A 13,472-nucleotide genomic window follows, 5' to 3' on the forward strand; every position below is an offset into this window, starting at 1 on the left:
GCTGAAGCTGCTGGCCGCGCTGCCGCCCGAGCCGCGATCCCATGCGGCCAGAATGCGGGAGAGATTCCACCTCGACGTGCCGGGCTGGTACCGGGGGGCCGACGAGGCGCCGTTCCTCACGGAGGTCGCGGAGGCCGTATGGGAGGAGCGGACGCTACGGCTGCTCTACCGCCGGTGGGGGCAGACCGAGGTGGAACGGCTGGTGCATCCCTACGGCCTGGTGCTCAAGGGCGGTTCCTGGTACCTCGCCGCCGCCTGCGACGGCACGGTGCGCACCTACCGCGTGGGCCGGATCATCGAGGCCGAGGTGCTGCCCGAGCGCTTCGAACGGCCGCCGGACTTCGACCTCGCCGAGTTCTGGCGCGGCTTCGCCGCGGAGTTCGCCGCGCGCATGTACACGGCCGAGGCGGTGGTACGGCTCGCGCCGGGAGCCGAGGACCTGCTGCAGTACACCCTCGGCCGCGACGTCGTCGACAAGGCGCTGGCGGAAGGGCAGCCGGAGCCCGGCGGCTGGACCCGGCTGACACTGCCGATCGAGTCCCTCACGCACGCCCGGTGGCAGTTGCTGCGGATGGGCGTCCTCGTCGAGGTGCTGGAACCGGCCGGGCTGCGCGCGCTGATGGCCGAGGCCGTCGCCGACCTGTCCCGCGTGTACGGCGCGGCACCTGACGGCTGAGTCCTCTGGGGAGGAACGCGATGGCGCGGACCACAGCCCTGTCACCCGGGATGCGATTTCGGCGGCGGTGTCGTATCGCGGGTGCGGCCGATCGTCGGTGAGGTGAGAGCTTCGGCTGGGGCCCCGTTCGCGTGGCCGATGGCCGGTGCGGGTCACAGGAAGGATCGAGGAGGGCCACGTGAAGTACGTGCTGATGTTCGTCGAGACCGAGGAGTTCGCCCAGCGGTTGGAGGCGATGGGCGAGCCGGAGCAGCGGGCCGCCTACGAGGCGGTCGGCCGGTGGTTCGCCGAGAACGCCGACAAGATCACTCATCATGCGCATCTGGCGCCGGTGCACACCGCGACCACGGTCCGGCTGGGCCAAGCCGAGCCGGTGGTCACCGACGGGCCGTTCGTGGAGGGCAAAGAGGTCGTGAGCGGGTTCGCGGAGGTCGAGGTGGCGGACCTGGACGAGGCATTGAGGCTGGCCCGCTCGTGGCCGGCCTGCCCCGTCGTGGAGATCCGTCCCGTGTCATGACCGCAGCGACAGGTGAGCCCGCCCACCGAACCTCGGCTGCGAAGGACGGTCAGGAGGTGCTGGCCCGCGTGGTGCGCGAGCACGCGGGCCGGCTGGCCGCGTCCCTGGTGCCGCTGCTGGGAGATTTCTCCGCCGCCGAGGACCTGGTGCAGGACGCGGTCGAGATCGCGCTGCGCCGCTGGCCGGTCGAAGGCGTGCCGGAACGTCCCGACGCGTGGCTGTTCACCGTGGCCCGGCGGCGTGGCCTGGACGTGCTGCGCCGCGAGTCGAACTACCGGGCCAAGCTCGCCCGGCTGACCTGGCCGGACCCCGCCCCGCGCGACGACCGGCTGCGGCTGATCTTCACATGCTGCCACCCCGCCCTGTCACGCGCCGCGCGGATAGCGCTCACCCTCCGGGTGGTGTGCGGGTTGTCGGCGGCGCAGATCGCGGCTGCGTTCGTCGTGCCCGAAGCCACGGTGGCGCAGCGGATAACCCGGGCCAAACGCAAGATCGGCGAGGCCGGGATCCCGTACCGCGTCCCGCCGCAGGAGGAGCTGCCGCAGCGGTTGAGCGAGGTCTTGGCGGTCGTCTACCTGCTGTTCAACGAGGGCTACCTGTCCAGTACGGCCGAGCGGGCCCAGGCGCGCGACCTGGTCGACGAGGCCGAGTGGCTGGCCGCGCTGCTGGCGAACCTGCTGCCGAAGGAGCCCGAGGCGGCCGGACTGCTGGCGCTGATCCGGCTGCACCGGGCCCGCGGCGCGGCCCGTTTCGACGAGCGCGGCCACCTGGTTCTGCTGGCCGACCAGGAGCGCGACCGGTGGGATCGGCAGGCCATCGCCGAAGCCACGGCGCTTCTCACGCGGACCGCCCGTGCCCATCGCCGGCCGGGGCCGTACCAGCTGCAGGCGGCGATCGTGGCGTGCCATGCCGAGGCCGGGACCTTCGCCGACACCGACTGGGCGCAGATCCTGGTGCTCTACGACATGCTGCTGCACCTGGCGCCCTCGCCCGTCACGCGGCTGCACCGGGCGGTCGCGGTGCGCTACGCGCTGGGCGCTCGGGTGGCCCTGGCCGAGTTGGAAGGACTCGGCGACACACTGGAGCGCTATCCGCTCTTCCACGCCACTCGGGCCGAACTGTTGCGCGATCTGGACCTCCGGGAGGAGGCCCGCCGGGCCGATGAGCGGGCGCTGGAGCTGACCCGCAACACGGCCCAGCAAGCGCTGCTGGAGCGACGCCTGGGCTGGGACTGACGCTTGCAAGGGCCACGCTGAGGTGCGGGGCCCGCGCCGGGCGATGACGTGAGCTTGAGCGCACGCGCCGGGAGCCGGAGTCATTCCTGCCGGGTGTGCCAGGGTTTGCTCGGATGGGTGGGGCGTACGCGAGCGGCGATCTCGACCGCGTACGCCGGCCGGGCGCCGGGGACGGGCCCGAGGTAGGCGTGCCCGGTGGTGTGGCACCAGGCGGGCAGGTCCAGGGGCGCGGCCGGGTCGGTGGCGATGATGTGCACGACGGCACCGGGTCGCAGACCGTCGATGGCGGCGCGCAGGCGCAGCAGGAGGGTGACGCACAGCAGCCCGGTGCCGTCGACGATCAGGTCGGCCTCGGCGGGCGCCTGGTGGTGGTTCACCTACTCATCCTCCTCGACGGACTCCTCAGCTGCTGAGGCCGTCGGCCACGGTGGAGGCCGGGACGTTGAGGATCGCGTCGAACGCTTCGAGGACGGGAGTGTGCAGGTAGGCGCTCTGTATCCGGATGCGGTCGGGACCCGGGGCGAGGCCGGCGTCACCGGGGATGTCGCGGCGTGCCCGGCGCAGGTCGGCGAGGCTGAGACCGAGGCCGGCGTCGGCGAACGCGGCCTCGGCGCTGCCCTGCTCGGGCGGCTCCAGCTTGGTGTTCTCGACGGCGAAACCGAAGCGCGCGTTCTCGTCGGGGCGCATGTCGGCGGTGTGTCCGCCGATGCTGGTCAGAGCGAGGGCGACGTAGTCATCGCCCAGGGAGTGGTGCAGATGCTGTCCCATGGGCAGCCCGGTGAGGTGACCGTGGAAAGAGACGGGGGTCTTCTGGATGTGGGCGTTGTGGGCCGCCAGCACGATGCGGGTCGCGGGGGCGGAGCGCTCCAGGCGGCCCAGGCGTCGAGGGGGAAGCTTTCGCTGAAGCCGTACTCGAAGGCCAGGACGGTGAAACCGCAGCGTTCGACGAGGAACCGCAGGATGCGCTGCCGCATGAGGGCGAACTCGGTGATGAAGTGGGAGTTCTCGCCGATCGCCACGACGCGCGCGTCGCCGATGACGCCGCGCAGCGGCTCCAGGTCGTCGAGTGGCGCCTCGGCGTCGAGGTGGGTTAGAGGGGCGGCCTGGGAGCGCAGCCAGTCGGCGAACGTGTCGTGGCGAGGTGAAGCGGGCATGCCGGTAGCTCGATTCTCGGTGCTGGGATGTGGTCGGGTCGCCGACGAGGAAGCGGTCACCGCGCGTCGTGCGGCCGCCGGAGGATCGGGGACATGAGGGTGACGCCGTCCGGCCTCGCCGCGCATGGCGTCATCGTGAAGGAGCGGCCTTCTCGAGGTCGTCGACGCCGCCGGACATGATCGTACGGAGGTGCTCGGTGATGTGCCGGAGCGGCCAGTCCCACCAGGCCAGGGCGAGGAGGCGGTCGACGTCCGCGTCGCTGTAGCGGCGGCGGATGAGCCTGGCGGGGTTGCCGCCGACGACGCCGTAGTCGGGGACGTCGTCGACGACCACGGAACCGGAGGCGACGATCGCTCCGTGGCCGAGGCGGACGCCGGGCATCACCATGGCCCGGTAACCGAGCCACACGTCGTTGCCCACCACGGTGTCACCCCGCCCGGGCAGGCCGGTGATGAGGTCGAAGTGTTCGGACCAGGAACCGCCCATGATCGGGAAGGGGAAGGTCGACGGGCCGTCCATGCGATGGTTGGCGCCGTTCATGATGAACCGCACCCCCTCGCCCAGCGCGCAGAACTTCCCAATGACCAGCTTCTCCGGCCCGTAGTGGTACAGCACGTTGCGGGTCTCGAACGCCGTCGGATCGTCAGGGTCGTCGTAGTAGGAGAACTCGCCGACCTCGATCAGCGGGGAGGTGATCAGCGGCTTCAGCAGCACCACCCGCGGCTGCTCGGGCATCGGATGCAGCGCGGTCGGGTCGGGGGGAGTGGGCGGCGTCACGGATCACTTCCTTCGGTACGGGTTCCTCGCCCTCAGCGCGTCGTTCCGCTCGGGCGAGCGGGTGCGGCAGGGCGAGATTTAACGCGACAGATGATGCATTAAGATGCTGCCACGCCAGCGATCAACCGAGCAAACCGGGACTGATCACATTGACTCCCGCACCATCACCACCTGAGGAGACCGGCTCGGTGCCGCCGCCCCGCCGCCGGCCCGGGGGCCGCACCGCTCGTACCCGTGCGCAAGTGCTCGACGCGGTCCTCGCGGAACTCGGCGAACACGGTTACGACGGGCTCACCATGGAGGCCGTCGCCGCCCGGGCAGGCGTGCACCGTGCGACGGTGTACCGGCGCTGGGACGACGTCGGCGGTCTGCTCGCCGACGTCCTGGACGCGGCGGGCGACGACGCCTGGCAGCCCCCGGACACCGGCTCCCTGACAGGGGACCTCGCGGCGCTGAACCATGAGATCCAGGACGCCTTGACCGCACAGCCGCCGATCATGGCAGCCCTGATCGCCGCCTCGTTCCGCTCCGAGAAGGCCGCACACGCCCAGCGACGGCTCTGGGAGGACCGCTACGTCCGCTGCGAGATCGTCGTCAGCCGGGCCGTCCGGCGCGGAGAACTCCCGCCGCACACCGACGCGCGGCGGCTGCTCATCGCCTCCACCGCGCCGCTGTACCACCAGCTGGTGCTCCTCCGTACACCACCCGATCCGCACCTGCCCGACGACGCGGCGAGAACCGCCGCGCTCGCCGCGGCGGCCGGCGCCTTCGCCGAGTCCCCGCCGGCGAGCGGCACCTGAGCGGGTCCGCGCCGGTCCGGGGTCCTGAGAAGCGCGCGCGAGGCGGTCACCGCACAAAAAAAGGGACCCGACAGGTCCCCTCCACTCTCAACGTATAGCGCACAGGGGGTCTTGCGGCAAGACCCGGGTCGTACCGCAGAATCGTCGGCCTGAGGCCGGAGCCTGCGAAAACGGGGGAGCGCGAGATGCGCGTGTTGTCGTCGACCCACGGGTCGCGAGGGGACGTCGAACCGCCGGCGGCGTTCGCCGCGCGGTTGCGAGAACCCGGTGCGGAGGTGCGGGTGTGCGCGCCTCCGGGCGAGGGCTTCGTGCGGCGGCCGGCCGGCGACGGCCGACGAGAGGCAGCCAGACGGAGCCGCTCGTCACGCCGGTCCCGCCACACTGCCGCGCGTGATGGTCGCGGAGCGACCTCAGATCGGAGCTGATGACGTGAACCCTTTGACCACCAGTGCCTTCGACCTTCCCGAACGCCTGTCCCACAAGGCGGACCCGGCGCTGATCGCCGCCGACGAGCGGCACCTCGCCGCCGTCGCGGAGACCCTCGAACAGTCGATCGCCGAGCTGTCCGCCCGCCTCGACGCCGAACGCAGGGCGCCCGGCGGCCTGGGCAGGCAGGCGCTGGACCGGGACCTGGAGATCCACCGGCTGACCGCCCGCCTGCGCCTGCTGCGCCGCTTCGGCCTGGACCTGTGCCTGGGACGCATGGTCGGCGCGGACGGCTCCGAGCCCGTGTACGTCGGACGGCTCGGCCTCACGGACGGCGAGGGTCGCCGCCTGCTGCTCGACTGGCGCTCCCCGGCGGCCGAGCCGTTCTTCGGAGCGACCCACGCCAACCCGATGGGTCTGGCCAGCCGCCGCAGGTATCGCTGGGCCCGCGGCCGGGTCAGCGACTACTGGGACGAGGTGTTCACCCCGGACGGGCTGGAGGGGCACGCGGCGCTGGACGACCAGTCCGCCTTCATCGCCAGCCTGGGCGGCAGCAGGTCGGGACGGATGCGGGACGTGCTCGGCACCATCCAGGCCGACCAGGACGCCGTCATCCGCGCGGGGTCCCGGGGCGCTCTCGTCGTCGACGGAGGTCCGGGCACGGGGAAGACCGTGGTCGCCCTGCACCGCTCCGCCTACCTCCTCTACTCCGATCCTCGTCTCGGTCACCGCAGGGGCGGGGTGCTGTTCGTGGGTCCGCACCAGCCCTACCTGGCCTACGTCGCCGACGTCCTGCCCAGCCTCGGCGAGGAGGGCGTGCAGACCTGCACCCTGCGGGACCTCGTCGCCGAGGGCGCCACGGCGGCGATCGAGACCGATCCGGACGTGGCCCGCCTGAAGTCGTCCGTGGATCTGGTGAAGGCGATCGAGCCGGCCGTCAGGTTCTACGAGAACCCGCCCACCGAGGGGATGACGGTCACGACCCCCTGGTCCGACGTCTGGCTGAGCCCGGAGGACTGGGCCGAGGCGTTCGACGCGCCGGAACCCGGCACCCCGCACAACGAGGCGCGTGACCGGATCTGGGAGGAGCTCGTCACGATCCTGGTGGACAAGCACGACGAGGAAGCGCCGGCCGAGCTGGTCCGCAGGTCGCTGCTGCGCAACAGGGAGCTGCTCACGACCGTCAACCGCGCGTGGCCGCTGATCGAAGCGGCCGACCTCGTCGCAGACCTGTGGTCGGTGCCGGCCTACCTGCGGCTGTGCGCGCCCTGGCTCGGGCCCGAGGAGGTCCGGAAGCTGCAGCGTACGGACGCCCAGGCGTGGACCGTGTCCGACCTGCCGCTCCTGGACGCGGCACGGCAGCGGCTCGGCGATCCGGAGGCGTTCCGGCGCAAGCGCCGCCATGACGCCGCCGTCGCCGCCCAGCGTGAGCAGATGGCGCGGGTCGCCGAGGATCTGATCGAGGCCGACGACTCCGAGATGCTCGTGATGTCGATGCTGCGCGGACAGGACCTGCAGGACGCCCTGGTCGACGAGACCGCGCTGTCCGCACCCGATCCGGACCGGCTGGCCGGCCCGTTCGCGCACGTCGTCGTGGACGAGGCCCAGGAACTCACCGACGCGGAGTGGCAGATGCTGCTGCTGCGCTGCCCGTCCCGGAGCTTCACCATCGTCGGGGACCGCGCCCAGGCCAGGCACGGGTTCACCGAGTCGTGGCGCGAACGGCTCGAACGGATCGGGCTCGACCGGATCACCCTGGCCACCCTGAGCATCAACTACCGGACGCCGAAGGAGGTCATGGCGGAGGCCGAGCCGGTCATCCGGGCCGTGCTCCCGGACGCCAACGTGCCGGCCTCCATCCGCGACAGCGGCGTCCCCGTCGTCCACGGATCGGCCTCGGACCTGGGTTCGATCCTCGACGCCTGGCTCGCCGAGCACGCCGACGGAGTCGCCTGCGTCATCGGCGACCCGGCCTTCCGGGAGAGGCCCCGCGTCCGTTCGCTCACCCCGGAACTGGCGAAGGGACTCGAGTTCGACCTGGTCGTCCTCGTCGACCCGGAGAGGTTCGGCGAGGGCGTCGAAGGCGCGGTCGACCGCTACGTCGCGATGACGCGCGCGACCCAGCGGCTCGTCGTCCTCACCAGCGCCTGACGCCGGAGTCGGCGCCGGGCGGCAATCGAGTTGCGGCGCCGCAGCCGGCGCCGGGACGATGGCCGGGTGATCTGGCTCGCATTCGCCGGCTCCTGCTTCCTGCTCGCGATGATCCCCGGTGTGAGCACCGCGGTGATCCTGCGGCAGACGCTCAGAGCCGGGCGGTCCTCCGGGGTGGCCGCGCTGCTCGGCAACGAGACCGGCATCTTCCTGTGGTCCATGGCCGCAGTGTTCGGGCTGTCCGCGCTCGTCGTGGCCTCCGAGGTCGCGTACGGCGCGATGAAGGCGGTGGGCGCGGCGCTGCTGGTCCTGATGGGCGTGCAGTCGCTGTGGAAGGCCAGGCGCGCGCCGGTGGCACTCGACGCGCCCGCGGCGTACGACGGGGACGAGACGCGGGCGGCCGCCGGGTGGCGCCGCTCGTACGGGCTGGGGCTCGCCACCTGCGGCGCCAACCCCAAGGCCGCCGTGTTCGCGATGTCGTTCCTGCCGCAGTTCGTGCCGCAGGGCGCACATGTGCCGCTGACGCTGACGCTGCTCGCGGTGGTCTGGGTGGTCGTGGACGTGATCTGGTACGTCGGGGTGATCTGGCTGGTCGGCCGGGCCGGTGCCGTGCTGGGCAGGCCCGCGGTGCGCCGCCGGCTCGAACAGGTGTCCGGGGTGGTGCTGGTGGCGCTCGGCCTCCGGGTGGCGGTGGAGGCCCGATGACGATCTGGCATGAGGAACGGGGCTCCGGTGACCCCGTCGTCCTGCTGCACTCCAGCGTCGCCGACTCGGGCATGTGGGATCCCCAGTGGCAGCCACTGGGGGACAGGTTCCACGTGATCCGGCCGGACTTCCGGGGCCACGGGCGCACGCCGTACGCCGCGGAGGGGCCGTACTCGGACGCGGGTGACGTCGCGGACCTGCTCGCGGCGCTCGGGCTGCGCCGGGTCGCGCTCGTCGGATCGTCGTACGGCGGCCGGGTGGCGCTGGAGCTCGCGACGGGGCATCCCGATCTGGTCGCGCGGCTGGTGCTCCTGAACGCGGGCTGCGGCCTGCCGCCGACCCCCGACATCGAGGCGTTCGGGTCGGAGGAGGACCGGCTGATCGAGGCGGGCGACGTCGGGGGAGCGGTGGACCTCAACGTCCGCACGTGGCTCGGCCCGGAGGCGGACGAGCCGGTCAGGACGCGGCTGGCGGCCATGCAACGTCACGCGTTCGAGGTGCAGCTGGCCGCCGATCCCGAGCCCGAGCGGGGGAGGGATCCGATCGACCTGCCGGCGGTAACCGCGCCGGCGCTGGTGGTGATCGGCGGTCACGACCTGCCCTACTTCCGGGGGAGCGGACGGCACATCGCGGAGGCGATGCCGGACGCGACGCTGCTCGACCTCGAGTGGGCCGGTCACCTGCCGAGTATGGAACGCCCGGCGGAGATCACGAGCCTGCTGCGTGACTTCCTTTCCTGATCTACATTATAAAGGCGTCCGGTTCGGCCAAAAACCGTGATCAACTCTAAGAACACTCGCCACGAAGGGCCGGGGCGCGCCTTCGGGGCGTCCGGTCAGTGGTCGACGGTGCTCATCCCGGCCGGGTTGTACCGGTCGCCGGCGACCTGAGCGGCGAGGGAGTCGAGCGCGTCCAGGTGACCGGCCTCGAACTCGATCTCCAGGGCCGCGGCGTTCTCCTCGAGTCGCGCGACCCGTTTGGTTCCGGGGATCGGAACGACGTCGTCTCCGCCCCGGGTCAGCACCCAGGCGAGCGCCACCTGCGCCGGGGTCGTGCCGAGCGCGGCCGCGATCTCGCCGACCTTGGCCACCAGGGCCTGGTTGGCGGCGAAGTTGCCGCCCTGCCAGCGGGGGTTGTGGTGCCGGAAGTCGTCGGCGGACAGTTCCCCGGTGCTCGTGAACGCCCCGGTCAGCAGGCCGCGGCCGAGAGGGCTGTAGGCGACCAGGCCGATGCCGAGCTCCCGGAGCGTGGGCAGCAGCTCGTTTTCGATGTCGCGGGTGAACAGGGAGTACTCGTACTGCCCGGCGGTGATCGGGTGGACGGCGTGCGCCCGGCGCACGGTGGCGGGCGCGGCCTCGGAGATGCCGAGATGGCGCACCTTGCCCGCCTCGACCAGTTCCTTCATCGCTCCCCAGGTCTCCTCGACGGGAACGCCGGGGTCGACGCGGTGCTGGTAGTACAGGTCGATGTGGTCGACGCCCAAGCGTTCGAGCGAGGCGTCGCAGGAACGGCGCACGTAGTCGGGCCGGCCGTTGACGCCCACGCGGGTGCCGTCGGGCAGCCGCTCGATGCCGAACTTGGTGGCCAGCACGACCTGGTCGCGCCGGTCTGCGACGGCCTTGCCGACGAGTCTCTCGTTGGTGAACGGCCCGTACGCGTCGGAGGTGTCGAGGAGGGTGATCCCCAGGTCGAGCGCGCGGTGGAGGGTCCGGATCGACTCCGATTCGTCGCCCGGGCCGTAGAAGTCGCTCATCCCCATGCAGCCCAGACCGAGCGCCGAGGTGCGAAGGCCCTGGCCGAGCGTGTGCTGCTTCATTGTTCTCCCGTGATTCTTCGGCGGTGGAGCAGGAGCCCGGCGCGTTCGTAGTGGCGCAGCGTATGGGCGGTGAGGCCCGTACGCTGCGCCACATGCGCGATGGTCATCCCCTCGTCCATGGGGACCAGTCTGGGAGTTGGAGCGCGCTCCAGGTCAAGCCGAAGACCGCTGTCGGACCGAGGATCACTGGGCGGTGCAGAGGGCGCCGTTGAGGGTGAAGGCGGCCGGCAGCACGTTGGGGCCGGTGTAGGCGCCGACGAAGCCGATGGAGGTGCTCGCGCCGGGGGCGAGCTTGCCGTTGTCCGGGGTGCTGGTGACGGTCACGGAGGTCCCGTTCTGCGTCCAGTTGCCGCTCCATCCGCTGCTGACGGTCTGCCATGCGGTGGGCCAGGTGAAGTGGAGCGTCCAGCCGTCGACGGCGGCGGTGCCGGTGTTGGTGATGTCGACGCTGCCGATGTATCCGTTGCCCCAGTCGTTGGTGTCCCTCAGGCGTACGGAGCAGGAGCTCTTGGCGGGTGTGCCGGTGGTGAAGGTGAGCGGCGGCGAGGCCCAGGAGACGCGGCCTGCGGTGTCGCGGGCGATCACGTTGACGGTGTAGCGGGTGCCGGGCACGAGGTTGCGGACCGTGAAGGAGGTGCCGGGGGTCTCGCCGAGTTGTTCGGTGACGGCGCCCTTCTGGCGGTGGATCTCGTACTTGGCGACGGGGCTCGCGCCGGGCGCGGCGACGGGCCAGGAGATGGTGGCGGTCTTGTCGGTGACGTCGCTCGCGGTGGGCTGTCCGGGGGCGGCGGGGGCGCCGGTGGTGGCGGTGGCGGGGTGGAGCACCAGCGTGGTCAGCGAGTACGGCGGGAGGGTCTGGGTGGTCGCGGTGCCGCCGTGGCCGGTGCTGACGGACGTCGCGCCGTTGGTGAGGCTGAACACCGCAGGCGCCTCGTCGGCTGGGGTGAACCCGGCGTAGTCGATCTTCGCCTGGCGCTCGTTGTCGGGGTCGCGGTTGATCAGCAGGACGGCGAGGTCGCCGTTGGGGCGGCGGACGGCGTGGGCGGCGACCAGCGGCTCGTCGGTGGCCGCGCGGACGAACCGGTCGCCGGGCCGCGCGAACGCGCTGACCATGGAGATCGCGTGGTAGGGCGCGAAGGGCGTGTTGAAGGGGGGTTCGCAGACGTCGCCCGTGCAGCCGGCGCTGGACAGCATGCCGAAGTCGCCGTAGTCGGTGTGGCCGGCGACGGTGCTGATGGTGCCGATCCCGTTGTGGACGTTCCACCAGTCGACGGTGAAGACGCCCTGCTCCATGAGGCCGGCGTAGGCGTCGGCGGCGAACAGCGCGCCGGGCTGGGTGTTGTACGCGATCCCGCTGTTGATCTCGGTCACGGCGATGCCGATGTCACCGGCGCGGGCGCCCGCGTGCTTGGCGATCTGCCGCTTGACCAGGTGGATCATGTCGGGGATGTGGGCGGTCTTGGTGAGGACGTCGGCCACGTCGTTGTGCGGGGGATACCAGTGCAGGATGACGAAGTCGATCTTCGAGGCGGCGATCGACAGGACGGTGTCGTTCCAGGTGCCCTGGTCGCCCGCGGCGACGATGCCGTCGGGCCAGTTGGCGGGAGTGGTGAGCACGGCGCCGATCTTGATGGTCGGATCGACGGCCTTCATCGCGTCGGAGTACGCCACGACGTTCCTGGCGTACTCCGACGGGCTCTTGTCGGCGTGGTCGTCGGCCTCCCAGTCGGCGCCGTAGTGACCGTTGCCGTAGTTCTCGTTGCCGATCTCCCAGTATTTGACGCCGTACTTCTTGGTGACGTTGGCGTACTCGACCCAGTCGGCGGCCTCCTGGGCGCTGCCGGTGCCGTAGTTGGCGATGATGATCGGCTGCGCGCCGGTGCGCTTGGCTCCGCTCATGAAGGTGTCGAAGTCGGTGCCGGGGGCGACGTAGCCGCCGGGGGCGATGTGGGTCTTCCAGTGGTAGATGTCGGCGTACGACCCGCCCGGGTAGCGAAGCATCTTCACCCCGGCGGCCTTGAGGAGGTCGGCCGTCTCGTTCGTGCCGAGGTTGCTGTCCCAGATCGCGTGGTTGGCGCCCACGGCCGTGTCGGACGCGGCGGCCAGGCCCGCACGGGTGTTCACGGTGACGTTGACGGGGGAGGCGTCGGCGGGGGTGTCGGCGGAGGCGGCGGGTACGCCGGTGAGAAGCTGGGCGGCCACCGCTGCGCCCGTGAGGAGTGCGATGGCCGGCCTGGCGAGGCGCAGGGTGCTCATTACGTCCCTTTTCTGGAGGATCTTGCCGTGTGATCGTGATCAGGACGCCTTAAACGGTCAAGCGGGCACCCTCGGGGACGGCCGTGAGCTGCGCGGGAGTTAGGCGGGGCGTGCAACTTTCACAGGGCAGATCGCGGGGGGCTGCGGAATGTCGGTGGGGCTCGGCAGGATCGCGGTATGGCTTCCTGGCGAGAGGTAGAGAAGGAGATCCCCGAGCTGGCCGCCCGTGTGCTGGCGAGCATGGGGAAGGGCAGGCACAAGACGATGGCGACACTGCGGGCGGACGGCTCGCCGCGCATCAGCGGGACCGAGGTGGATTTCCGGGACGGCGAGGTCTGGCTGGGGTCCATGCCGGGCGCGATGAAGGCACTCGACCTGCGGCGCGACCCCCGGGTGGCGATCCACAGCCCGTCCGACGATCCGGACGAGGCGAACCCGGGCGCCTGGAGCGGCGACGCCAAGCTGGCCGGCCGCGCCGTCGAGATCACCGATCCGGTCGCGCGTGAGGCGTTCGGCGTGCCGCCCGGGGAGGAGTCTCACCTGTTCCGCGTCGACGTGACCGAGGTGGTCTTCACGCGCGTCGACGAGGCGGGGGAGCACCTGGTGATCGAAATGTGGCACGAGGGCTCCGGCCACCGATTGGTCCGGCGCCGCTGACCACCGCCGGCCACCGCTGACGGGGCGGCCGGGCGGCGGGGTGTCACTTCCGCATGCGGACCGGCATGTTCTGGCCGAGCAGGCAGCTGTCCGGCTGTGAACCGCAGAAGGCCGACTGCACCTCGAAGCCGCCCTCGTCGGTGATGGCCTGCTGAGCCTGTCCCCTGACGAAGGTGGGGCCGATGACGCCGTTCAGGCTCTGGTTGTAGTGGCCCTGGCCGGACCGGCCCTGCCTGCCGCCCGCGTGCCCTCCTGTGATCACCTGGCCGCCGCCCCCGCCCGGGCGGGGGCCGTGGAGGGC

General features: G+C 71.6%; 16 protein-coding genes. 8 read left to right on the plus strand and 8 right to left on the minus strand.

All coding sequences use genetic code 11. The features are described from left to right. The 3 genes from AB0J39_RS32515 to AB0J39_RS32525 all read left to right on the plus strand — a co-directional run. The coding region (locus AB0J39_RS32515; protein WP_363471781.1) for a WYL domain-containing protein at positions 1-676 on the plus strand (676 nt) is incomplete at its 5' end. A gap of 178 nt (positions 677-854) precedes the next feature. Beyond that, a complete protein-coding gene (locus AB0J39_RS32520; RefSeq protein ID WP_363471783.1) occupies positions 855-1,193 on the plus strand; it encodes a YciI family protein in 339 nt (112 codons plus the stop codon). Continuing rightward, positions 1,190-2,428 carry a DUF6596 domain-containing protein gene (locus tag AB0J39_RS32525; RefSeq protein WP_363471785.1) on the plus strand — a complete coding sequence of 413 codons (1,239 nt, stop codon included), beginning with the start codon at positions 1,190-1,192 and terminating at the stop codon, positions 2,426-2,428. The genes AB0J39_RS32520 and AB0J39_RS32525 overlap by 4 nt, the downstream gene beginning before the upstream one ends. A gap of 80 nt (positions 2,429-2,508) precedes the next feature. On the opposite strand, the gene AB0J39_RS32530 is transcribed toward AB0J39_RS32525, so the two are convergent. From AB0J39_RS32530 to AB0J39_RS32545, 4 genes are all read right to left on the minus strand, one after another. Continuing rightward, on the minus strand, positions 2,509-2,805 hold the full coding sequence (locus AB0J39_RS32530; protein WP_363471787.1) for a sulfurtransferase TusA family protein: 297 nt from the start codon (positions 2,803-2,805) through the stop codon (positions 2,509-2,511). Between the two features lie 25 nt (positions 2,806-2,830). Then, positions 2,831-3,244, minus strand: coding sequence for an erythromycin esterase family protein (locus AB0J39_RS32535; protein WP_363471807.1), 414 nt, complete (start codon positions 3,242-3,244; stop codon positions 2,831-2,833). Next, the gene (locus tag AB0J39_RS32540; RefSeq protein WP_363471809.1) at positions 3,142-3,582 is read right to left on the minus strand and encodes a hypothetical protein; all 441 of its coding nucleotides are present in this window, start codon (positions 3,580-3,582) and stop codon (positions 3,142-3,144) included. Before AB0J39_RS32540 ends, AB0J39_RS32535 begins: the two co-directional genes overlap by 103 nt. A 130-nt stretch (positions 3,583-3,712) precedes the next feature. Beyond that, a complete protein-coding gene (locus AB0J39_RS32545; RefSeq protein WP_363471788.1) occupies positions 3,713-4,360 on the minus strand; it encodes a CatB-related O-acetyltransferase in 648 nt (215 codons plus the stop codon). A gap of 242 nt (positions 4,361-4,602) precedes the next feature. Between AB0J39_RS32545 and AB0J39_RS32550 the strand changes: the two genes are divergently transcribed. From AB0J39_RS32550 to AB0J39_RS32565, 4 genes are all read left to right on the plus strand, one after another. Then, complete coding sequence (locus AB0J39_RS32550) at positions 4,603-5,160, plus strand: TetR/AcrR family transcriptional regulator (protein ID WP_363471789.1); 558 nt, start codon at positions 4,603-4,605, stop codon at positions 5,158-5,160. Between the two features lie 429 nt (positions 5,161-5,589). Beyond that, positions 5,590-7,737 carry an RNA polymerase recycling motor ATPase HelR gene (helR, locus tag AB0J39_RS32555; RefSeq protein ID WP_363471791.1) on the plus strand — a complete coding sequence of 716 codons (2,148 nt, stop codon included), beginning with the start codon at positions 5,590-5,592 and terminating at the stop codon, positions 7,735-7,737. Positions 7,738-7,803: 66 nt separating this feature from the next. Further along, positions 7,804-8,442: a LysE family translocator gene (locus tag AB0J39_RS32560; RefSeq protein ID WP_363471793.1), complete on the plus strand. Its 639-nt coding sequence runs from the start codon at positions 7,804-7,806 to the stop codon at positions 8,440-8,442. Continuing rightward, positions 8,439-9,182 carry an alpha/beta fold hydrolase gene (locus tag AB0J39_RS32565; protein WP_363471795.1) on the plus strand — a complete coding sequence of 248 codons (744 nt, stop codon included), beginning with the start codon at positions 8,439-8,441 and terminating at the stop codon, positions 9,180-9,182. The genes AB0J39_RS32560 and AB0J39_RS32565 overlap by 4 nt, the downstream gene beginning before the upstream one ends. A gap of 95 nt (positions 9,183-9,277) precedes the next feature. Here the strand turns inward: AB0J39_RS32565 and AB0J39_RS32570 are convergent, their stop codons facing one another. The 3 genes from AB0J39_RS32570 to AB0J39_RS32580 all read right to left on the minus strand — a co-directional run bounded on the left by AB0J39_RS32570 (position 9,278) and on the right by AB0J39_RS32580 (position 12,514). Next, entirely contained in the window at positions 9,278-10,258 is a 981-nt protein-coding gene (locus tag AB0J39_RS32570; RefSeq protein ID WP_363471797.1) for an aldo/keto reductase, read from the minus strand. After that, the gene (locus AB0J39_RS32575; protein WP_363471799.1) at positions 10,255-10,365 is read right to left on the minus strand and encodes a MerR family DNA-binding transcriptional regulator; all 111 of its coding nucleotides are present in this window, start codon (positions 10,363-10,365) and stop codon (positions 10,255-10,257) included. The genes AB0J39_RS32570 and AB0J39_RS32575 overlap by 4 nt, the downstream gene beginning before the upstream one ends. 76 nt (positions 10,366-10,441) lie before the next feature. Next, positions 10,442-12,514 carry a cellulose binding domain-containing protein gene (locus AB0J39_RS32580; RefSeq protein ID WP_363471801.1) on the minus strand — a complete coding sequence of 691 codons (2,073 nt, stop codon included), beginning with the start codon at positions 12,512-12,514 and terminating at the stop codon, positions 10,442-10,444. Positions 12,515-12,691: 177 nt separating this feature from the next. On the opposite strand from AB0J39_RS32580, the gene AB0J39_RS32585 reads away from it, so the two are divergent. After that, complete coding sequence (locus AB0J39_RS32585; protein ID WP_363471803.1) at positions 12,692-13,171, plus strand: pyridoxamine 5'-phosphate oxidase family protein; 480 nt, start codon at positions 12,692-12,694, stop codon at positions 13,169-13,171. 43 nt (positions 13,172-13,214) lie between these two features. On the opposite strand, the gene AB0J39_RS32590 is transcribed toward AB0J39_RS32585, so the two are convergent. Next, on the minus strand, positions 13,215-13,472 hold a 258-nt coding region (locus tag AB0J39_RS32590), incomplete at its 5' end, for a hypothetical protein (protein WP_363471805.1).

This window comes from Microbispora sp. NPDC049633, assembly GCF_040675265.1.
GTDB lineage: Bacteria > Actinomycetota > Actinomycetes > Streptosporangiales > Streptosporangiaceae > Microbispora > Microbispora maris.